This window comes from Streptomyces sp. NBC_00887 (genome assembly GCF_045207585.1).
The window spans coordinates 8,509,044-8,529,729 of the sequence record NZ_CP108788.1 but is presented as its reverse complement, the minus strand read 5'-3'; the positions used below and the strand labels follow the sequence as shown (position 1 = coordinate 8,529,729).

At 71.9% G+C, this 20,686-nt stretch carries 20 protein-coding genes; 5 read left to right on the top strand and 15 right to left on the bottom strand.

Annotation, left to right across the window (positions count from 1 at the left end; translation table 11 throughout):
- Positions 1–52: 52 nt before the first annotated feature.
- Positions 53–535, bottom strand: a complete 483-nt coding sequence (locus OG844_RS38930) for a GNAT family N-acetyltransferase (RefSeq protein ID WP_406388762.1) — start codon at positions 533–535, stop codon at positions 53–55.
- Positions 532–2,001: a PLP-dependent aminotransferase family protein gene (locus tag OG844_RS38925; protein ID WP_406388764.1), complete on the bottom strand. Its 1,470-nt coding sequence runs from the start codon at positions 1,999–2,001 to the stop codon at positions 532–534. The genes OG844_RS38930 and OG844_RS38925 overlap by 4 nt, the downstream gene beginning before the upstream one ends.
- Here OG844_RS38925 and OG844_RS38920 point away from each other — a divergent pair.
- Together OG844_RS38920 and OG844_RS38915 are read left to right on the top strand one after the other, a co-directional pair.
- Positions 2,000–2,974: a DMT family transporter gene (locus OG844_RS38920; RefSeq protein WP_406388766.1), complete on the top strand. Its 975-nt coding sequence runs from the start codon at positions 2,000–2,002 to the stop codon at positions 2,972–2,974. The two genes, OG844_RS38925 and OG844_RS38920, sit on opposite strands and share 2 nt — an antisense overlap.
- Before the next feature lie 42 nt (positions 2,975–3,016).
- The gene (locus OG844_RS38915) at positions 3,017–3,220 is read left to right on the top strand and encodes a DUF1918 domain-containing protein (RefSeq protein WP_351170625.1); all 204 of its coding nucleotides are present in this window, start codon (positions 3,017–3,019) and stop codon (positions 3,218–3,220) included.
- A gap of 72 nt (positions 3,221–3,292) precedes the next feature.
- Here OG844_RS38915 and OG844_RS38910 read toward each other — a convergent pair whose 3' ends face one another.
- Positions 3,293–4,537, bottom strand: coding sequence for a glycoside hydrolase family 10 protein (locus OG844_RS38910; RefSeq protein WP_406388768.1), 1,245 nt, complete (start codon positions 4,535–4,537; stop codon positions 3,293–3,295).
- Positions 4,538–4,758: 221 nt separating this feature from the next.
- Between OG844_RS38910 and OG844_RS38905 the strand changes: the two genes are divergently transcribed.
- Positions 4,759–5,619, top strand: coding sequence for a 3-hydroxybutyryl-CoA dehydrogenase (locus OG844_RS38905; RefSeq protein ID WP_351172834.1), 861 nt, complete (start codon positions 4,759–4,761; stop codon positions 5,617–5,619).
- Between the two features lie 97 nt (positions 5,620–5,716).
- Here OG844_RS38905 and OG844_RS38900 read toward each other — a convergent pair whose 3' ends face one another.
- From OG844_RS38900 to infC, 9 genes are all read right to left on the bottom strand, one after another.
- The gene (locus OG844_RS38900) at positions 5,717–6,247 is read right to left on the bottom strand and encodes an NUDIX hydrolase (RefSeq protein ID WP_351172831.1); all 531 of its coding nucleotides are present in this window, start codon (positions 6,245–6,247) and stop codon (positions 5,717–5,719) included.
- An 87-nt stretch (positions 6,248–6,334) separates the two neighbouring features.
- Positions 6,335–7,675 (bottom strand): transcriptional regulator, encoded by a 1,341-nt coding sequence (locus OG844_RS38895; protein ID WP_406388770.1) that lies wholly within the window; start codon positions 7,673–7,675, stop codon positions 6,335–6,337.
- A 457-nt stretch (positions 7,676–8,132) separates the two neighbouring features.
- Positions 8,133–10,646: a phenylalanine--tRNA ligase subunit beta gene (gene pheT, locus OG844_RS38890; RefSeq protein ID WP_406388772.1), complete on the bottom strand. Its 2,514-nt coding sequence runs from the start codon at positions 10,644–10,646 to the stop codon at positions 8,133–8,135.
- Complete coding sequence (pheS, locus tag OG844_RS38885) at positions 10,646–11,773, bottom strand: phenylalanine--tRNA ligase subunit alpha (RefSeq protein ID WP_351172822.1); 1,128 nt, start codon at positions 11,771–11,773, stop codon at positions 10,646–10,648. Before pheS ends, pheT begins: the two co-directional genes overlap by 1 nt.
- A gap of 201 nt (positions 11,774–11,974) precedes the next feature.
- The gene (locus tag OG844_RS38880) at positions 11,975–13,129 is read right to left on the bottom strand and encodes an ATP-binding protein (RefSeq protein WP_406388774.1); all 1,155 of its coding nucleotides are present in this window, start codon (positions 13,127–13,129) and stop codon (positions 11,975–11,977) included.
- A 145-nt stretch (positions 13,130–13,274) separates the two neighbouring features.
- The gene (locus OG844_RS38875; RefSeq protein ID WP_406388776.1) at positions 13,275–14,114 is read right to left on the bottom strand and encodes a TrmH family RNA methyltransferase; all 840 of its coding nucleotides are present in this window, start codon (positions 14,112–14,114) and stop codon (positions 13,275–13,277) included.
- 154 nt (positions 14,115–14,268) lie between these two features.
- The gene (rplT, locus tag OG844_RS38870) at positions 14,269–14,652 is read right to left on the bottom strand and encodes a 50S ribosomal protein L20 (protein ID WP_329212826.1); all 384 of its coding nucleotides are present in this window, start codon (positions 14,650–14,652) and stop codon (positions 14,269–14,271) included.
- A 106-nt stretch (positions 14,653–14,758) separates the two neighbouring features.
- Positions 14,759–14,953 carry a 50S ribosomal protein L35 gene (gene rpmI, locus OG844_RS38865; RefSeq protein WP_031097481.1) on the bottom strand — a complete coding sequence of 65 codons (195 nt, stop codon included), beginning with the start codon at positions 14,951–14,953 and terminating at the stop codon, positions 14,759–14,761.
- A gap of 120 nt (positions 14,954–15,073) precedes the next feature.
- Positions 15,074–15,817, bottom strand: coding sequence for a translation initiation factor IF-3 (infC, locus tag OG844_RS38860; protein WP_406388778.1), 744 nt, complete (start codon positions 15,815–15,817; stop codon positions 15,074–15,076).
- Between the two features lie 341 nt (positions 15,818–16,158).
- Here infC and OG844_RS38855 point away from each other — a divergent pair, with 341 nt between their 5' ends.
- A complete protein-coding gene (locus OG844_RS38855; protein ID WP_329212824.1) occupies positions 16,159–16,521 on the top strand; it encodes a DUF1844 domain-containing protein in 363 nt (120 codons plus the stop codon).
- Positions 16,522–16,583: 62 nt separating this feature from the next.
- Here OG844_RS38855 and OG844_RS38850 read toward each other — a convergent pair whose 3' ends face one another.
- Positions 16,584–17,312, bottom strand: a complete 729-nt coding sequence (locus OG844_RS38850) for an SseB family protein (RefSeq protein ID WP_406388780.1) — start codon at positions 17,310–17,312, stop codon at positions 16,584–16,586.
- Positions 17,313–17,398: 86 nt separating this feature from the next.
- Between OG844_RS38850 and OG844_RS38845 the strand changes: the two genes are divergently transcribed.
- Positions 17,399–18,301 carry a serine hydrolase gene (locus OG844_RS38845; protein ID WP_406388782.1) on the top strand — a complete coding sequence of 301 codons (903 nt, stop codon included), beginning with the start codon at positions 17,399–17,401 and terminating at the stop codon, positions 18,299–18,301.
- Here OG844_RS38845 and mycP read toward each other — a convergent pair.
- Both mycP and OG844_RS38835 read right to left on the bottom strand, forming a co-directional pair.
- Positions 18,285–19,514, bottom strand: coding sequence for a type VII secretion-associated serine protease mycosin (mycP, locus tag OG844_RS38840; RefSeq protein ID WP_406388784.1), 1,230 nt, complete (start codon positions 19,512–19,514; stop codon positions 18,285–18,287). The genes OG844_RS38845 and mycP overlap by 17 nt on opposite strands.
- On the bottom strand, positions 19,511–20,374 hold the full coding sequence (locus OG844_RS38835) for a hypothetical protein (RefSeq protein WP_406396023.1): 864 nt from the start codon (positions 20,372–20,374) through the stop codon (positions 19,511–19,513). The genes mycP and OG844_RS38835 overlap by 4 nt, the downstream gene beginning before the upstream one ends.
- Between the last annotated feature and the right edge of the window lie 312 nt (positions 20,375–20,686).

Here is a 20,686-nt window from a genome sequence, read left to right as displayed (position 1 = left end):
GAACGCCGCGCCGGTCAAGAGGGCGGCGTCCGGCGGACACAAGCGCTTCCGGTCAGCCCACCTGGAGGCACATCCACTTTCCCGGTGCTTCGAGCGGCATGAAGCCGACCTTCGCGTAGACCCCGTGCGCGTCGTCCGTGGCGAGGAGGAACCTGCGCACGCCCGTCGGCGCCAGCCGGTCCCGGATCTCGGTGACGAGCCGGGTGCCGATTCCGTTGCCGCGGGCCGCCCGGTCGACGTACACGTCGCAGATCCAGGCGAACGAGGCGTGGTCGGTCACCACCCGGGCGAGGGCGACCTGTTCGCCCGAGGCGACGTCGTACGCGCCGAAGTTGAGGGATCCGGCCAGCGCACGGTCCTGCTGCTCACGACTGCGGCCCAGGGCCCAGTAGGCGTCCGTGGAGAGCCATTGGTGAATGCGGGCGGGGTCCAGCCGGGAGGGGTCGCTGGAGATCTCGTACCGCTGCCCGCAGGCACCTGCGGAGGAGGCGTCGGCAGAGGAGGCGGTGGCTGCTGAGGCGTCTGTGTCGGTCATGCGCGCAGGCTATCCGTCGGGCCCTGGCGGTCGAACAGCTCGTCGCACGCTGTGCGCAGTCTCCGTACGCCCTCGGCGATCTCCACGGGGCCGGCGACCGCGGCGAAGCTCAGCCGGATGTGACCGGCCGGGGGCTCGGCGCAGTGGTACGGGCGGCCGGGGGCGACGGCGACGCCGGCCCGCAGGGCGGCGGAGACCAGGGCGGGCTCCTCGGCCCCCGGCCCGGGGAGCCTGAGCCAGAGGCTGCCTCCGCCCGACGGCACGTGGGGCAGCGCGAGTTCGGGCAGCCGGCTCCGGACCGCGGCGGTGATCGCGGTGCGGCGGCTGCCGAGCTCGGCGGCCACCGCACGCAGATGACGCCCCCAGGCCGGTGAGCCGACGAGTTCGAGTGCGGCCTCCTGGAGCGGGCGGGGCACGAAGAAGCTGTCGACGACCTGGATGGCCCGCAGGCGCTCCAGGACAGGACCGCGGGCCGCCAGCGCGCCGACGCGCAGGCTCGGCGAGGTGACCTTGGTGAGGGAGCGGACGTGGACGACGACACCGTCCCGGTCGTGTGCGACCAGAGGTTCGGGCAGCGGGCCGGAGTCCGCGTGGGCGAGGCGGCGGGCGAAGTCGTCCTCGACGACGAAGGCGCCCGCCTCCCGGGCGGTCCGTACGATCTGCGCACGCCGGTCCGGTCCGAGTACCGCGCCGGTCGGGTTCTGGAAGAGCGGCTGGCAGACGAAGAGCCGCGCCCCGGTGGCGCGGAAAGCGGCGGCGAGCAGGTCGGGGCGTACGCCGTCGGTGTCCACCGGCACGGGCACCGGCCTCAGCCCGGTGGCACGGGCGGCGGCCAGCATGCCGGGATAGGTGGGGGATTCGACGAGAACGGGGGCCCCGGGCGGCGCGAGGGCCCGCAGTGCGGTGGCCAGCGCGCTCTGGCCGCCCGCGGTGATCAGGACGTCGGCGCCGGTGAGCGTGCCGCCGATCTCGCGGGCGAACCAGGCGCGGAGCTCGCTCAGGCCGTCGGTGGGCGGTCTCCCCCACGCTCCGGGGCGGCGGCCGGCCCGGGCCAGCGCGTCGGACATGGCTCGCTCGGGCTGGAGCGAGGTGTGGAGGTAACCGCCGTTGAACTCGATGACTCCGGGCCGCGGCGCGGCGAGCGTGACCAGCACTCCGGAGGCGTCGACGGTGCGCGGTACGACCTCCGGTCCGCTGTCGCCGCTGAGCGAGACCTCCTGCCAGGACGTGTCACCCGGTGCGGGAACGTCGGTGCGGTCCTCGGCCCGGAAGGCTCCCGAGCCGGGCCGGGTGACGACCAGGCCTTCGGCGGCGAGCTGCGCGACGGCCCGGGAGACGGTCACGGGACTCACCCGGAAGCGCTCGACGAGAGCTCGGCTCGATGGGAGCTTTCCACCGGGTGAGTAGCGGTTGAGTTCCTCGCGCAGGGAACTCACCAGCTCGGCCACACTGCTACGCTCATGCATGACAGCACAGGATAGCGCTATTGCGCCCACCACGATAGCGGTCGGCCGGCACACGGGCCGTGGCGGCGTCCTGCTCGCCGGACTCGGCGTCCTCGCCTTCTCACTGACCTTTCCGTCCACCGCGTGGGGGCTGGAGAGCTTCGGCCCCTGGTCCCTGGTCGCGCTGCGCAGCGTGCTCGCCGCGCTGATCGTCGGCAGCTTCCTGCTCGCGGGCCGCGTCCCGTTGCCGGACCGCCGCCACTGGGGCGGCCTCGCGGTCGTCGCGGGCGGGGTCGTGGTCGGGTTCCCCCTGCTGACGACGCTCGCCCTGCAGACCTCCACGACTTCGCACGCGGCCGTGGTGGTGGGGCTGCTGCCACTGACGACCGCGCTCTTCGCGTCGCTGCGCACCGGCTCCCGGCCGCCCCGCGCCTTCTGGATCGCCGCGCTCACCGGCGCCGCCGTGGTGATCGCCTTCACGGTCCAGCAGAGCGGCGGGGTCCTCTCCCGCGGCGATCTGTACCTGTTCGGCGCACTGCTGGTCTGCGCGGCCGGATACACGGAGGGCGGCAGGCTCGCCGGCGTCATGCCGGGCTGGCAGGTCGTCGGCTGGGCTCTGCTCCTCTGCCTGCCGCTCGCCATCGTGGGCGCGGCCGTGGCGCTGCCCTTCGAGCCGGTGCGAATCACCGCGCACGGGGTGATCGGTCTGGTCTGGGTCGCGGCGGGGTCGACCTTCCTCGGCCTGTACGTCTGGTACCGCGGCATGGCGGAGATCGGGGTCGCGCGGGCGAGCCAGCTCCAGCTGGCGCAGCCGTTGCTCACCCTGGTCTGGTCGTTCTTCGCCCTCGGCGAGGAGGTGCCCGCAGCCGCTCCGGTGGCGGCGGTGGCCGTGCTGGTGTGCATCGCCGTCACCCAGCGCGCGGGCAGGCCCGCAGGACGCCCTGGAGCCCGCGGGACGGCCCGTACGAGAGGCGGCGCCCGCGTCCGGTCATAGACTTGTCGACATGGATCGCCACCCGTGAGGAGGTCACTCCCGATGGAGGCACATGCGGGCGACCGGCTGCTGATGCACGGCAGGACCGTGGGACAGCACGACCGTGTCGCAGACATCATCGAAGTGCTCGGCGACGGGGGCAGTCCCCCGTTCCGCCTGCGCTTCAAGGACGGGCATGAGTCGATCATGTCCCCCGGCCCCGACAGCGTCGTCCAGCACACCGCCCCCGAGGACCGGGACCGGTAACCGGGCCGCGCGCGTGCAGCCGGGGACCGTGCGGGTCCCCGGCACACGCGTCCCCGGCACACGCGTCCCCGGTCAGCGCGGCGTGCGGGTCCGCACCTGGTAGTGGTCGGCGACCACACGGGCCATGGCCCCGATCCTGTCGGCCTTCAGGTGCCGCGCGGAGAAGAAGACGTGGCCGCCCACCTCCGGGTGCGTGGCGGCGAGGTCGAGGTGGCGGGAGAGTTCCGCCGGGTCCTGCCAGGCGGCGGGCTGGGCGGGATCACCGGCCTTGTGGAGCGCCTCTCCCGCATAGAGACCGACTCCCGTGCCCCGGACCGTCTCGGCCCACCAGGGCAGCAGCTTCGCGTAGTCGGCGGCGGCGAAGCCGATGTTCCAGTAGATCTGCGGGCAGATGTAGTCGATCCAGCCCTCCTTCACCCACTTGCGGGTGTCGGCGTGCAGGTCGTCGTACGTCTGCACACCGGCCCTGGTGTCCGAGCCCAGTGGATCGGTCGCGGCGTTGCGCCACACCCCGAAGGGGCTGATCCCGAAGCGGACGGCCGGCTTGAGCTCCTTGATCCGTTCGGCCGTCCCGCTGACGAGCCGGTCGGTGTTGTCCCGGCGCCAGGCGGCCTTGTCCGGGAAGTCCGCGCCGTACTCCTCGTACGCCGCGTCGTCGGCGAAGGCCTGGCCCGCCACCGGGTAGGGGTAGAAGTAGTCGTCCCAGTGGACCCCGTCGATGTCGTAGCGGCTGACCGCGTCGAGCATCGCGTCCTGAACGAACGTCCTCACCTCGGGGAGCCCCGGGTTGTAGTAGAGCTTCCCGCCGTAGGGCAGTACCCAGTCCGGATGAAGTCTGGCCGGGTGGGTGGCGACGAGCCGTGAAGGGTCCGTGTGGTTCGCGACCCGGTACGGGTTGAACCATGCGTGCAGCTCCAGACCGCGGGCGTGCGCCTCGCGCACCGCGGTCCCCAGCGGGTCCCAGCCCGGGTCCCGGCCCTGCACCCCGGTCAGGCACCGCGCCCACGGCTCGTACGGCGAGGGCCACAGGGCGTCCGCGGTCGGCCGCACCTGGAGGAACACCGCGTTCAGCCGCAGCTCGACCGCCCGGTCCAGATGGGCGGCCAGCTCCGCCTGCTGGGCCGCGGCGGTCAGGCCGGGGGCAGAGGGCCAGTCCAGATTGGCCACCGTCGCGATCCACACACCCCGCAGTTCACCCGGGGCCGCCCCGCGGCGCCTCCGTGCGGAGCCCGGCCGGGGCCCGGCGACCGCGTCGCCCGCCGTCATCAGGGCGGCCACCATCCCGGCCGCGCCCATCGCGAAGGATCTCCGGCCCATATGCCGCATTGATCACACCTTTCACTCGTCTGTCCCCTGTACCGCTCCGGTCTCACTCCGGATCATGGCCGGTGACGCAGATCATGCCCGCCCCAAGACCTCCCGACCCGCAGGTCACCTCGGCCGGATCGCGGAGTAACGTCGTGGGGTCGAGGCGGGCACCGGAATCAGACGGGAACTGCCGCACGAAGATCAGCGAAAGGCACGAGGTGACGGACTCTATGGCCGACATTGCACGCGTCGGAGTGGTGGGCTGTGGCCAGATGGGCGCAGGCATCGCGGAGGTGTGCGCCCGCAGCGGCCTCGATGTCATGGTGGCCGAGACCACCGGCGAGGCCCTGGAGATAGGGCGTACCCGGCTGCACAACTCCCTCTCGAAGGCCGCCGAACGCGGCAAGATCACTGCGGAGGAGCGCGACGAGACACTCGGCCGCCTCAGCTTCACCACCGATCTCGGTGAGTTCGCGGACCGCGATCTCGTCATCGAGGCCGTCGTGGAGAACGAGCAGGTCAAGACCGAGATCTTCCAGGTGCTCGACCAGGTGGTGACCCGGCCGGACGCGATCCTCGCCTCGAACACCTCCTCCATCCCGCTGGTGAAGCTCGCCGTGGCGACGTCCCGGCCGGACCAGGTCATCGGCATCCACTTCTTCAACCCGGCCCCGGTGCAGAAGCTCGTCGAGCTGATCCCCGCTCTGACAACGTCGGACGAGACGATAAAGCGCGCCGAAGCCGTCGTGCAGAACGTGCTCGAGAAGCACGCGATCCGCGCCCAGGACCGTTCCGGTTTCGTCGTCAACGCCCTGCTGATCCCGTATCTGCTCTCGGCGATCCGGATGTTCGAGTCGGGCATCGCCAGCCGCGAGGACATCGACAACGGCATGGAGATGGGCTGCGCCCACCCGATGGGTCCTCTCAAGCTCGCCGACCTGATCGGGCTGGACACCGTGGCCTCGGTCGCCGACTCGATGTACGCCGAGTACAAGGAGCCGCTGTACGCCGCTCCCCCGCTGCTCCAGCGGATGGTGGACGCGGGCCGCCTCGGCCGCAAGACGGGCTCGGGCTTCTACCCGTACGGCTGAATTCCCGCGGCGCCGCGACCACGCGCCAGGCGCCGCACGTGTACGCGAAGGGCCGGCCGGGACATCCCCGGCCGGCCCTTCGCATGTCCGTATGCGCTCAGCCCAGCTGCATGTGATGCAGCATCAGCAGGCCGGCCGCCATGTTGGCCGCCGGGATCTCGCCGCGCGCGATCATGTCGGGCACGAGCTTGAGCGGTATCCACTCACGGCGCGAGGACTCGAAGCCGTCCGCCGGGGGGCCGGTGTACGTCGCCTCCCGCGTCCAGAAGAGGTGGTGCCGGGCGTCGATGAGGCCGTTGGCCGGCTCCACCGTCATCAGTGGGCGCAGTTCGCCCGGGCGCCAGCCGGTCTCCTCCTCCATCTCCCGGGCTGCCCCGGCCGCGATGTCCTCGCCGTCCTCGACGACACCCGCAGCGAGCTCCCAGCCCCAGCTGTCGGTGATGAACCGGTGCCGCCACAGCAGGAGCACCTCGTTCGCCTCGTTCACGACGGTCGCCGCGGCCACCGGCCGCAGCCGGATGAGGAAGTGCTCGAGATGCCGGCCGTCAGGCAGAACGACATCTGCCAGATTGACCCGGAACCAGCGATTCTCATAAACAGTCTGTTCGCCTAAGTTCATCCACTGCACAGTTTTGCCACCTTCCGACTGGTCGATGGCAACATCGGAGCAGGGTCAGCCCCGCAAGGGAACGTACGGCGGCACCTCGGGCGGAGCTCACAGAGGCACGCGCAGCGCCCCGTCGATGAGGCCGGCCGCAGCGTCGGCGTCGGCGGAGCCGCTCGCGGCCAGGTGTTCCCGCACGGAGCGCAGCCGGTCACGCAGTCGCCGCGACTCCATGCCCCGGGCGCGTTCCGCCATTTCCGAGGCGGTGCGGGCCGCCTTGTCCGGCTCGCCCTGGAGCAGTTCGAGATGGGTGAGCATCGCCAGCCTGTGCACGGTGCCGCGGTCGTGCGCCGGGGAGCGTACGGCCGCCGCGGCGTGCTCCCTGGCGCCGGGGAGATCCCCGAGCCTGAGCAGCGCCTCCGCCACCTGGACGTTGACGAGTCCGGGCTGCACGTATCCCGTCTCGTCCGGTTCGTGGCCCGGGTGGATACGGCCGTCCTGGGACTCTGCGCGGCGGATGCACTCCAGGGCGCTCCGGTGGTCGCCGAGCTGCGCGTAGGCCTTGGCCTGCATCGCGTACAGATCGGCTGCCAGGGCCGGGGTGATGTGGGAGCCCGCCGCCCGCAGTGCGGCCTCGGCGAACGCGACGGACCGGCGGTAGTCGGCCAGGAACAGCGACTGGTTGACCAGCAGCGCGATCACGTAGCCGCCGAGCCCCCGGTCCCCGCTGGCCTTGGCGAGTCGCAGTGCCTGGTGGAAGTAGCGCTGCGCGAGCCCATGGGCGTCCGAGTCGTAGGCACAGATCCCCGCGACGGCCACCAGCCCACCCGTCGCACGGTGCAGTTGACGGCCCGTCGCGTCGCTGTACCCGCTGCGCAGGAGCGGCGCGGTCTCGGCGTTGAGGAAGCCCACGACCCGTGCCCTGGTCGCGATGCCACCCGCCTTTCGGTACATCTGTTCGTAGTGGGCGCGGGCCGCACGCAGCATCGCTATGTCGGCCATGCTCACGCGGGACGGCCCGGGGCGGGACACATCGGCGTCCTCGGGCGGGTTCTCCCACTCCCAGACGGGCATCACGGCCGTCGTACCCGTGACGGCGGGAGCCGTCACGAGATTGGGGCGCTGTTGCTCGTCGGAGCGCCACAGGGCGGTCGCGTGCTCGACGAATCCCGGGAGGGTCGAACCGTGCGCGACCGTGTACACCCCTGAGGTACCCATGCCGATGTCGTCGAGCGTGACGGGCCTGTCCAGTCGGCTGCCCAGGACCTCGCAGATCAGGTCCGGCACCTGACCGCGCGGGCGTTGGCCCTTGAGCCAGCGGGAGACCGCAGTGTGTTCGTACTTCAGGCACAGGCCGCGGGCGCGGCCTGCCTGATTGACATGGCCGGCGAGCCCTGCGCGGGACACACCCGCCTCGTCGATCAGGGATTCGAGCAGGACGTTGGGCTCCATTGCCCCCCCATGTGCGCGTCGCAATGACCCTAGTGGAGCACGATTCACACGGGGTGTGAACGGAATGCCCGAACCATCCTGCTGTGCGCTCTGCCGCGCCGGGGCACCGGTCGCTTGAATGAGTGCCTCGCAAGAGGCGGCCGGGTCGTCGGCTCCCCCTCGTAAAGTTCGACGACCCGCACCCGCGCCGTCCGTTCTGCCGACCTGCCCGACACTCCGTGGCAGGGCGGACGGCGCCGGATCGCACGACCTACTGCCCCGATGACAGGAGGGTGGCTGCGGGTCCGGCCGGACCGGGGTTCCCCCGGCGCCGTCCGGGGCCCGCGTGCGGTCCACGCGCCCGGCGAGACAGAAGAAGGGGCGTATCCGATGGCCGGATACGCCCCTCCTCACTGTGCGCGAACTGTGCGCGAACCCTGCGCGAGCCCTCGTCGGCAAGGACCGGTCGCGCCGGGTGCTACGCGCCGCGCAGCACCGCGCCCGTGCGCTCGGCGGCCAGGGCGACCGCGGTGTCGCGGGCCGCGGAGGCCTCGTCGACGGTGAGCGTGCGGTCGGTGGCGCGGAAACGCAGCGCGTACGCCAGGGACTTCTTACCCTCGCCGATCTGGTCGCCGGTGAAGACGTCGAACAGCCGCAGCGACTCGAGGAGTTCGCCGGCGCCTTCGCGCAGCGCCTTCTCGACCGCGTCGGCGGACACGTCCTGCCCGACGACGAGCGCCACGTCCTGGGTCGCCACCGGGAAGGTGGAGATCCGCGGCGCCTGGAGCGCACCGTCGACGGCCTGCTCCAGGACGTCGAGCTCGACCTCCATGGCGCAGGCCCGCTCCGGCAGGTGGAGCTCCTTGATGACGCGCGGGTGCAGTTCGCCCGCGTGCCCGAAGAGGGTCTCCTCGCCGTTCACCGTGACGTACAGTGCGGCGCACCGGCCGGGGTGCCACGGGGCGTGCTGATCGCCGCGGACGGTCAGCTCGACGCCCGCCTCACGGGCGATCGTGCGTGCCGCCTCGACGGAGTCCGCCCAGTCGGCGGGACGGCCCCTGCCCCACCAGCCGGCCTGCTCGCGGGCGCCCGCGAGGACGACGGCGGCGCGGCGCGGCTGGCGCGGGAGCGCCGCGTCGAGACCGGCGATCTCCTCGTCGGTGGGACGGCGGTCGACGGGCAGCCGCACGGCCTTCGTCTCCTCGCCGGACGGCCGGAAGACCAGACCGGTCTCGAAGAGCGCGAGGTCGTGGCTGCCTCGCCCGTCGTTGCGCCGCAGTGCTCCGAGCAGACCCGGCAGCAGCGTCGTGCGCAGCGCGGGCTCCTCGTCGGACAGCGGGTTGACGAGCGTGACCGTGCGGCGGCGGGCGTCGTCCTCGTCCAGGCCGAGCTGGTCGAGGGCGGCGTCGCCGATGAACGGGTAGCTGAGCGCCTCGACGTAACCGGCGCCCGCGAGTGCCCGGCCGATGCGCCGGTGGAGCCGCTGGCGGTCGGTGAGCCCCCGGCCGGACGGCGGCGTCGGCAGCGTGGACGGGAGGTTCTCGTAGCCCTCGAGCCGGATGACCTCTTCGGCCAGGTCGTTCGGCGCGGCGAGGTCGGGGCGCCAGGACGGCACCGTGACGATCAGCTCGTCCTGACCGTAGACGTCGCAGCCGACCTGCTGGAGGCGGCGTACGACGATCTCGCGGCCGTAGGCGACACCGGCCACCCTGTCGGGGTGATCGGCCGGCATGGCGATGGTGCGGGGGGCGGACGGGGCGCTGATCTCGGTGACGCCCGACTCCGCGGTGCCGCCGGCGAGGAGGACCAGCAGGTCGACGGTGCGCTGCGCGGCAGCGGCGGCGGCCTGCGGGTCGACGCCGCGCTCGAAGCGCTTGGACGCCTCCGAGGCCAGCTTGTGGCGGCGCGCGGTCCGTGCGATGGAGATCGCGTCGAAGTGCGCGGCCTCGATGACGACCTCGGTGGTGCCGGCCTCCTCGGCCTGCACGTCGGCGATCTCCGTGTCGGCACCGCCCATGACACCCGCGAGACCGATCGGCCCGCGGTCGTCGGTGATGACCAGGTCCTGGGCGTCCAGGACGCGCACCGTGCCGTCGAGCGTGGTGAGCTTCTCGCCCTGCTGGGCGCGGCGCACCCCGATCGCTCCCTGGATGCGGGTCCGGTCGTAGGCGTGCAGCGGCTGGCCGAGCTCGAGCATCACGTAGTTGGTGATGTCGACCGCGAGCGAGATCGGGCGCATCCCGGCCTTCTGGAGCCTGCGCTGCATCCAGATCGGGGAGCGTGCCTCGGGCTGCAGACCGACCACGGTGCGCGCGGTGAAGCGGGAGCAGCCGATCGGGTCGGCGACCTTCACCGGGTAGCCGTACGCGTTCGGGGCGGGCACGTCCAGCAGCGCCGGGTCGCGCAGCGGCAGACCGTACGCGATCGCGGTCTCGCGGGCGACGCCGCGCATCGACAGGCAGTAGCCCCGGTCGGGGGTGACGGCGATGTCGAGGACCTCGTCGATGAGCTCGAGGAGCTCGATCGCGTCGGTGCCGGCCTCGTGCTCGGGGGGCAGCACGATGATGCCGTGCGTGCCGTCGTCGCCCATGCCGAGTTCGTCGGTCGAGCAGATCATGCCGTGCGAGGTCTTGCCGTAGGTCTTGCGCGCGGCGATCGCGAAGTCACCGGGCAGGACGGCGCCCGGGAGGACCACGACGACCTTGTCGCCGACGGCGAAGTTGCGGGCGCCGCAGACGATCTCCTGCGGTTCGCCGGTGCCGTTGGCGGTGCCGACGTCCACGGTGCAGAAGCGGATGGGCTTCTTGAAGCCCTCCAGCTCCTCGATGGTCAGTACCTGACCGACGACGAGGGGGCCCTTGAGGCCCGCGCCGATCTGTTCGACGGTCTCTACCTCGAGGCCCACCGCGACGAGCTTGGCCTGTACGTCACGGCCGGTCTCGGTCGCCGGCAGGTCGACGTACTCCCGCAGCCAGGAAAGCGGGACGCGCATCAGATCTCCATCCCGAACGGCCGGGTGAACCGGACGTCACCCTCGACCATGTCTCGCATGTCTTCGACGTTGTGGCGGAACATCAGCATCCGCTCGATGCCGAACCCGAAGGCGAATCCGCTGTACTTCTGGGGGTCGACACCGCAGGCGACGAGCACCTTCGGGTTGACCATGCCGCAGCCGCCGAGCTCGATCCAGCCCTCGCTGCCGCAGGTGCGGCAGGGGCGGTCCGGGTTGCCGACGGACTCGCCGCGGCAGACGTAGCAGACCATGTCCATCTCGGCGGACGGCTCGGTGAACGGGAAGAAGTTCGGCCGCAGCCGGGTCTTCATGTCCGGGCCGAAGAGCGCCTGGACCATGTGGTCGAGGGTGCCCTTGAGGTCGGCCATGGTGAGGCCCTCGTCGACGGCGAGCAGCTCGATCTGGTGGAAGACCGGGGTGTGCGTCGCGTCGAGCTCGTCGGTGCGGTAGACCCTGCCGGGGCAGACCACGTAGACAGGGGGCTTGCGACTGAGCAGCGAGCGGGCCTGGACGGGCGAGGTGTGCGTGCGCAGCACGACACCGGACTCGTCGTTCCTGGCACCGTCGGCGCCCTGCACGAAGAACGTGTCCTGCATCTGCCGGGCCGGGTGGTCGGGCACGAAGTTCAGGGCGTCGAAGTTGAACCACTCCGCCTCGACCTCGGGGCCTTCCGCGATCTCGTAGCCCATGGCGACGAAGACGTCGGCGACGCGCTCCATGATGGTCGTGAGGGGGTGGCGCGCACCGGCCGGGGTGCGGTCGTAGGGCAGTGTGACGTCCACGGCCTCCTCGACGAGCACACGGGCGTCACGCTCGGCCTCCAGCTCCGTCTGGCGGGCGGCGAGGGCCTTGGAGACGGCGCCGCGGGCCTGGCCCACGCGCTTGCCGGCCTCGGCCTTGGCCTGCGGCGGCAGGGCGCCGATCTCGCGGTTGGCGAGCGACAGGGGCGAGGTGCCACCGGTGTGCGCGGTCTTCGCCTGGGCGAGCGCGTCGAGGTCGCCGGCAGCGGCGAAGGCGGCGAACGCCTCGTCCCGCATGCGCTCGATCTCTTCCGGTTTCAGTGCCTCGACCTCGACTGGGTCGTACGACTTGTTCGGTGCCGACATCTCTTCCCGTGCTTCCGATTGGCTGATACTGCGCTGAACCGGGGAAACCCCGGACCCTGCGGCCCCTCGCTCGACGACTGAGGACGCAAAGGTGCCAAAAGTCGAGTCTAAGGGCCGGGGAGAGGCGAAGGAGCCCGTGGGCCGCTCAAGCCCACCCGTCGCCCGCCGCCACCCTGTCCGATTCGCTGGCGCGAAACCCCTTCATTTCAGATAGGCCGGGGCGCTCACGGGCAGGATAAATCGGAACTCGGCGCCGCCGCCGGGCCCCCGGTCGACCGTGATCGTGCCGCCGTGCGCCTCGACGATGCCCTTGACGATGTAGAGGCCCAGGCCGGTCCCGCCGCGCTTGCTCCCCCGCCAGAAGCGGGTGAAGACGCGGCCCATCGACTCCTCGGGGATGCCGGGACCTTCGTCGCTCACGGTGACTGCCGTTCCGATCTCGTCGCTCTTGCCCGGTGCGGGTGCAGGGGCGATCTCAATAGTGATGGTTCCCTCGCCGTGGCGCACCGCGTTTTCCAGGAGGTTGCCCAGGACCTGGTCGACCTTGTCGGGGTCGGCCCAGAGGTCGGGCAGGGGCTGCCGTGTGCGTACGAGGAAGCGGTCCGGTGCCTGGCCGTTCGCCGTGAGGGCCTGGACGTGGCGTTCGACGGCGGCGGAGATGTCCACGGGCTGGCGGCGCAGCTCCAGGCGCCCGGAGTCGATGCGGGAGATGTCGAGCAGCTCCGCGATGAGCCGGTTGACGCGGTTGGCGTCGGCGTCGACGGTCTCCAGCATGAGCCGCTTCTGGTCGTCGGTGAAACGCTCCCACTTGGCCAGCAGGGTCGCGGTGAACCCCTTGACCGAGGTCAGCGGGGAGCGCAGTTCGTGGGCGACGGTGGCGATCAGCTCGGCGTGGCTGCGTTCGGTGCGGCGGCGCGCCTCGGTTCCGCGGAGCGAGACGACCAGCCGGCGGACCGGGCCGGTCGGGGCTTCACGTACGTACCGCGCTGATACCAGGACCTCACGGCCGCCGGGGAGCAGCAGGTTCCGCTCGGGCTGTCCGACCCTGATGGCGAGCCCCCCGTACGGGTCGGTCAGGGCCCACCAGCGGCGGCCCTTGAGGTCTTCGAGGGGCAGCGCGAGCTCGAGGGGGCGGCCCAGGGCCGCAGCCCGCGGTGTGGCGGTGATCCGCGTCGCGGCCGAGTTGAAGCAGATGATCCGGCCGCTCTCGTCGGCGACGACGAGACCGTCGGGCAGGTCGTCCGGGTCGATGCCCGTTGCCGCGTCCCCGATGATGCCGATGGTGTCGTCCCCGTCGGTGATGGCGCGCACGGCGGCCGTGTGTGTCTGACGCGGCCTGCTCATGCCGACAGCCATATTCCCGTACCCCACCTCTCGAACCGGTGCAGTGGGCCCCCGAGTTCGTCACCCTACTAGGCGCCGGACGGCGAGCGACACCCCGAGGCTGCGCACCGCCGGGTGTGGCTTGGATCGATCGGTGGAGCTCCGGTAACGGGCCGGCTCAGCCGGTGTGCCGCGGGCGCTGGGCCCGTGCGGAGGCGTAGAGGCACACGGCGGCGGCAGTGGCAAGATTGAGGCTCTCCGCCCGGCCGTGGATCGGGACCCGGACGACGGCGTCGGCCAGCGCCCTGGTCTCCTCCGGCAGGCCCCAGGCCTCGTTACCGAACACCCAGGCGGTGGGACCGCCCATGGTGCCCGCGTCGAGCTCGTCGTCGAGGTCGTCCGCGCCCGCGCCGTCGGCCGCCAGGATGCGCACACCGGCGTCCCGCAGCCCTTGCACGGCCTGTTCGACGGGCACGCCGACGGCGACCGGCAGATGGAAGAGCGAACCGACCGAGGCACGGACCGACTTGGGGTTGTACAGGTCCACGGACGCGTCGGTGAGCACGACGGCGTCGGCGCCCGCGGCATCGGCGCAGCGCAGCACGGTTCCGGCGTTCCCGGGGTCCCGTACGTGGGCGAGTACGGCGACCAGTGTGGGCTTCGCCGCGAGGATCTCCTCGAAGGGCGAGTCCAGGAAGCGGCAGACACCGATCAGCCCCTGCGGGGTGACGGTCTGCGAGACGTCGGCCAGCACGTCGCTGTCCGCGAGATGCACGCGGGCGCCCGCCGCGTGGGCGGCGTCGACGATGTCGGCGTACCGGTCGGCGGCCTCGACGGTGGCGAAGAGCTCGGTCAGCGTGGGCTCGCCGTCGCTGCCCCGGTGCGCCGCTGCCTCCCGCACGGCCTGCGGCCCCTCTGCGATGAACCTGCGCTCCTTGCCGCGGAAGTTGCGCCTGGCCAGCCGTCGTGCGGCGGCGACGCGCGGCGACCGCGCGGAGATCAGTTCGGGGGTGCCCATGGTCGGCGGCGAGCCTCTCTGCGTATCTCTGCTTCTCTGCGTACGTTTCTCTGCGTACGGATGACTACGTACGCACAGCGTCCTGCAACGCACCGGACCCGCAGACGGCTTGCGCCTGCGGGTCCGGCTCACACACCTGGAAGGACTGCCTGGATCAGGCGGCCTTCGGGGCGTTGACGTCGCTCGGAAGGGCCTTCTGAGCGACCTCGACGAGAGCGGCGAACGCGTTGGCGTCGTTGACCGCGAGCTCGGCCAGGATCTTGCGGTCCACCTCGATGTTGGCGGCGTTCAGACCCTGGATGAGGCGGTTGTACGTCATGCCGTTCTGGCGGGCAGCGGCGTTGATGCGCTGGATCCAGAGCCGACGGAAGTCGCCCTTGCGCTTCTTGCGGTCGTTGTAGTTGTAGACCAGGGAGTGGGTGACCTGCTCCTTGGCCTTGCGGTACAGGCGCGAACGCTGACCGCGGTAACCCTTGGCGGCCTCGAGGATCGCCCGGCGCTTCTTGTGGGCGTTTACTGCCCGCTTGACGCGTGCCACTTTTGACTCCTTACAGCGGGGCCGTGGTTGGACTCACACGGCCCGGAAACGAATTGGTCCCGGTCGGATCGAGGTCGCGCCTCCGGGTTCACCGGAGGCAGCGTCCTCACTTGCCGAGAAGCTTCTTGACCTTCTTGACGTCGGCCGGAGCCACGACGACCGTGCCGGTCAGCGAGCGGGTCTTCTTGGACGACTTGTGCTCGAGCAGGTGGCGCTTGCCGGCCTTCTCACGGAGCACCTTGCCGGAGCCGGTGATCTTGAAGCGCTTGCTGGCACCGCTGTGCGTCTTGTTCTTCGGCATCGCGCCGTTCTCTCCTCGTCAGTGGCGCCCCTCTCGGTGCGGGCACCGGACTGCAGGGGCGTCAGATCTTTGGGTGGTTCCCGAGGGACCTGGGGGCGCCTGGATGGCAGCCCCCAGAGGTCACGCCTCGGAAGGTGTTTCTGCAGGTGTCTCGGCCGGAGCCTCGGCAGCTGCGGCCGGGGCCTCAGCGTCTTCACCCTCGGGCTCGGCGTCGTGGGCGTAACCCTGACGCTCCGCCTTGCGGGCGGCCTGGGCCTCACGGGCCTCGGCCATGGCTTCGGTCTTCTTCTTGTGCGGGCCCAGAACCATGATCATGTTCCGGCCGTCCTGCTTCGGGTTGGACTCGATGAAGCCGAGGTCCTCGACATCCGAAGCGAGACGCTGGAGCAGTCGGAAACCCAGCTCGGGACGGGACTGCTCACGACCACGGAACATGATCGTGATCTTGACCTTGTCCCCCTGCTTGAGGAACCGGACGACGTGACCCTTCTTGGTGTCGTAGTCGTGCGGGTCGATCTTCGGCCGGAGCTTCATTTCCTTGATGACCGTGTGCGCCTGGTTCTTGCGCGCCTCACGGGCCTTCATGGCCGACTCGTACTTGAACTTTCCGTAGTCCATGAGCTTGCACACGGGGGGACGGGCTGTCGCCGCCACCTCGACCAGGTCGAGGTCGTACTCCTGTGCAAGTTCCAGGGCCTTGGCAAGCGGAACAATCCCGACCTGCTCGCCGCTGGGACCGACAAGTCGCACCTCGGGAACGCGAATCCGGTCGTTGATGCGGGGCTCGGCGCTGATGGATCCTCCTCGGTAGCGCCACGCGACCGCCTGGCGGACAGCCGCGTAGCGTCTGTTTCGTAAGACCAACCGAGCCGGGAAAGCAAAAATGCCCCGGGACGGGACACAGGCGGGGCTCCAGGAAATACCGGAACACCGCGCGGTCAACCGCGGGGCGCATCGAGCAGCTCCATCGTCCGTACGGAACGATGGTCGCTACCTGACCGGTGACCCGCCGTCCGCGAGGACGGTCAGGTGGGAGATCGGAGCCTCCACTTGTGGGCCGAGCACATAGGTGTCCGGCCGGTCGTTACACAAGGTTAGCAGCTTCGCGGGGCTGCGGCTAACCCGCGGCCCCGCACGCCTCGCAGTCGCTCCCACAGGTGCTCCCACGGACAGCGCCGTGCGGACGTGGCCTTATCGTGTGGGGCATGAGTGACGCGACCCCCAGCACCGAGAACCCCGGCTTCGACGACATGGCCCGCGACATCGCGGAGGTCCCCGCGGTCGAGGTGATCGTGACCGTCGCCGTCAATCTGATGAGCGCGGCCGCCGTGAAGCTCGGTCTGACCGAGGAGGGCGAGCAGCACAAGGACCTGGACGAGGCCCGCAAGCTGGTCCAGGCACTGGCCGGTCTGCTCGACGCGAGCACCACCGAGATCAGCACCTTCCACGCCTCCCCGCTGCGCGACGGCCTGAAGTCGCTCCAGCTGGCCTTCCGCGAGGCCTCGCTCGTACCGGACGAGCCGGGCCAGGGCCCCGGCGAGAAGTACACGGGCCCCGTCTACGGCTGATCCCTCCGCACCGCACACCTCCGAGCCCGCTGCCTGCGACAGGCGGCGGGCTCTCGCGTGTGTCAGCGGGTGAAGAGGGGCTCGCCGGGTGCCTCGGCCCCGGCCGGCAGGAGTGCGAGGTCGATACCGCGCACCAGCCTGGCACGCAGGACCTCGCTGGCCGACAGCGCGTCGGCGACCCGCCGGGCGGCTTCGGCCACCACCGCGTCCGGGCGGAGGACCAGGGCGAGGGTGCCGTCGGCCTGCCCCGGGCCCAGGTGGGCCCGGATCACCGCAGGTTCGGCTGCGACCGCTTCCCGTACCGCGGCGACCACGGCCGGGTCGTCGAGCGGGTCCGTGCTGCTGCGGTTCTCTGCCAGGGCGAGCAGCGCCGGGCCGGTCAGTTCGAAGGCGACGGGCCCCGCGAGGTCCAGGACCACCGTGTCCGCCTTCTCGTGGGCGGCGGCCTGCAGGGCCTGGTGCAGGGGTACGGCGACCGGGCGCGCCTGCGGGTCCCAGCGGGCCAGCGAGGCGGTGGAGGTGAAGGCGGGCAGGGCGCGCCGGTCACCGGCCTGCAGGGTCGGCACGGCCATGTCGCTGGTCTTCTCGCGACGCAGCCCGTTCTCGTCCTCCTCGACCTCGCCGAGGACGGCGACGACCGGGACGAGGAGCCTGGCGCCGCGGAGCGCCGCCAGGACCGGGCCGACGGTTGTCCGGTCCTCCGCCCACGCGGCGAGCGCCGCCGTCAGTTCGGGGGCGGCCGTGCCGTCGTCGTCGGAGAAGCCGGGGTCCGGAATGTTCTTGAGCGCCACACGACGAGCGTAGTGGACCGGTTCTCCCATCCCGGCGACAGGTCGGGCACAGGCTGCTGCCAGCTGCGGTTCCTAGCGTCCGGATCATGTCCCGCAGAAGAATCCGCAGGTCCGCCCTGTCCGCATCCGTGACGGCTGTCGTGCTGCTGGCGGGTTCCGCCGCCGGGGGCGCGAATCTGGTGGGTCACTCGCCGGATCGTGCGCCCGCCGCCGTGGCATCCGTATCGTCCGCGTCGAGCCCGTCGGCCGCGGCGAGCACGAGCGAGGAGCCCGAGGTGGATCTCGATGCGGAGCTGGCAGGCGCGCTGGCGCCCCTGACCGGCGGCGCCGACGTGTCGGTGGCGGTGCTGGACACGGCGAGCGGGGCGGGCGCGGTGTACGGGGACGGGGCGTACGACACCGCGAGCATCGTCAAGGTCGACATCCTGGCGGCCCTGCTGCTCCTCGCCCAGGACGAGGGGCGGGAGCTGAACGGCGCCGAGCACGCGTGGGCGGAGGCCATGATCCGGCGCAGCGACAACACCTCGGCCACCGAGCTCCTGAAGACGGTCGGCGGCGCCGAGGGGCTGGACGCGGCGAACGAGCGGCTGGGGCTCTCCGGGACGACTGCCGCGCATGCGTGGGGGCTGACGCAGACGACGGCCACCGACCAGGTGCGTCTGCTGGAGGCGGTGTTCGGTACGGATTCGGAGCTGTCGGAGACCTCGCGCGCGTACCTGACGGAGCTGATGGGCGAGGTCCGGGCGGACCAGCGGTGGGGGGTGTCGGCGGCGGGCAGCGGCGCGGCGCTGAAGAACGGGTGGATGCCCCGCACGACGACCGGGCTGTGGGACATCAACAGCATCGGACGGGTGGAGAGCGGCGGGAGCACCTACCTGGTGGCCGTGCTGTCGCGCGGGCACGCGACGAAGGAGGCCGGCGTAGCCCTCGTCGAGTCGGTGGCGAAGGCCGCCGTCGGCGTGGCAGGACGGGTCAGCGCCACCGGGTGATGCCGGCGACGGTGCTGTTTCCGCTCGTGCTTCCGCCGGTGTGGGCTCCCCTGCCGCGCCACAGGACCACGGCCAGGGCCAGCAGCACGGCGCCGAGCGCCCCGGCGGACGGGGCCAGCCAGCCGGCGGGGCCGTCGTCCCCGGCCTTCGGGTCGGGGCCGGATCCGAAGTACTGCTTGCGGTAACCGGCCGGGGCGGACTTGGCGTCCAGGTTGTCGGGGCGGAGCTTCTCCCCGGCCTCGATCGCGGCGGCGGGGTCGACCAGCCCGTAGCCACGGGCGTCGTCGCGGCCGCCTGCCGGGGAGTTGCGCGCGGTGTCCGCGAGCAACGTCTTGAGCTGGGCGGGCGACAGCCCGGGGTGGGCGGCGCGTACGAGGGCGACGGCTCCGGAGACGAACGCCGAGGCGGCCGAGGTGCCCCACTCGATGTAGTAGTGGCGGTCCGGGTTGGCGACGACGATGTCGACACCCGGCGCGCTGACGGTGGCGTACCAGCGGCTGGTGGAGAACGCGGCGTGGGTGCCGTACTTGTCGACGGCGGCGACAGCGATCACCCCGGGGTAGGCGGCGGGGTAGGAGACGCCGTTGCCCTTCTCACCGCTGTTTCCGGCCGAGGCGACGACGGAGACGTTCTTGCTCAGGGCGTACTGGACGGCCGCGTCCTCACCGGGCTCGGGGTGCGCGGACTTGCTGTCGTCGCCGAGGGAGAGGTTGATGACGTCGGCACCGTGGTCGGTGGCCCAGCGGATGCCGTCGGCGAGGGCGGTACCGCGCGACTGACGGGCCTTGGCGCGGGACGCGTCGTTGGACTCGAGGATGACCCGCACGGGCATGATCCTCACTTCCGGTGCGACTCCGAGGACGCCGTCGTTCCGCCCGGGCCCGTTGCCGTGGCCCGCGATGATGCCGGCCATCGCGGTGCCGTGCACCGCCCAGGCCCGGTCGCCCTTTCCGGCGCCGAACCCGATGAGGTCCTTGCCCGGGAGCACTTGGCCCTGGAGGTCGGGGTGGCTGCCGTCGACCCCGGTGTCCAGGACGGCGACGGTGATGCCCTTGCCCTTCGTGGTCTGCCAGGCCCGGTCGGTGTGCAGGGCCTCCAGGGCCCATTGCCGGTCCCGCAGGGCGTCGGCCTGGGCCGGCACCGCGGGCAGTACCGCGAACGCTGTGGCGATGGCCACCGCGGCGAACGCGCGGAGCCGGCGGGGGCGGGTCATTCCGGCTTCTCCGTGAGGTCGGTGACGTTCCTGCGCAGCGAGCGCTCCACCCGGTCGGCGATGCCCTTCGCCTCGTGGCCGAGCCCGGCCTGGGCGACCGCCGTGGTGGCGCCTGCCGCCATGGCGACGGCTGCGGGCTGCGGCTCGGCGACCGTACGGCCGTCGGCGAAACCGGAGACGGCGAACACGACGACGGGCACCTCGGTCAGGACGCTGACCGTCCAACTGGCACGCTGCCGGTCACCGAAGTCCGCTGCGGCGGTGCCCTCGGCGGGGTAGGTACGGGGCATCAGGTCTGCCCGTACATCGAGGTGCTGGCCGGTGAACCGGGTACTGAGCGCGCGCATCCCTTCGCTGTCCGCCTCGGTGAAGACCATGCCCACGGTGGTGACACTGCTGCTTGTCGCGTCGGTGTAGGTGGCCCGCACCATGCGTGCGCAGCCGACCGGGCGGAGCGTCTTGAGCAGCAGCGGGTCCAGGCCCGCCGCGCAATCGCTGTCGGTGGCGACGGCGACGCGGGTCCAGACCCGGTCGGTGGCCCCCGGTCCCGCGCCGTCGCCCTTGAGGGTGCGGGGGAAGAGCGTGTCGACGGGGACGCTGTGCCAGGCGGAGCGGCCGGCCGAGTACGCGGTACCGGCTCCGGGCTCGGCCGCGGAGTCCCCCGTGAGCCAGGTGCCGGTGACCGCACCGCCGATCAGCCCGATGCCGAGCACGACACAGGCCACGGCGGCCGCGGCCCTGCCCGGGTTCCGGGTCTTTATGGGGCGCAGGCGGGTGGTGGTCTCGACGGGCGTCTCGGCGTAGCCGTAGTACGCCCCCGGCGGGGCGGGGACGGCGCCGGGGCGCGGGGTGAGATCCACCGCGCCGACGGGCCTGCGCCTGGTCGCGGGCGGCGGCGGAGGAGGCGCGGCGGGTGGTGCGGGCGGCACGATGCGCAGCTGGGTGGTCGTCTCCACGGGCGGGGGCGCGTCGTCCGCGGTGCGGGGCGCGGGGGCCTGCGGGCGGGGAGCCGGGGCCTGCGTGGGCTGCGCGACCGTGCCCGGTGCGGCGGGGGCCTGCGTGGGCGGCACGCCCGTGCCCGGTGCGGCGGGAGGCACGGAGGGCGGTATGGGCTGCACGCCCGTGCCCGGTGCGGCGGGAGGCGCGGGCGGAGCCGGGGGCTGCGCGGGGAC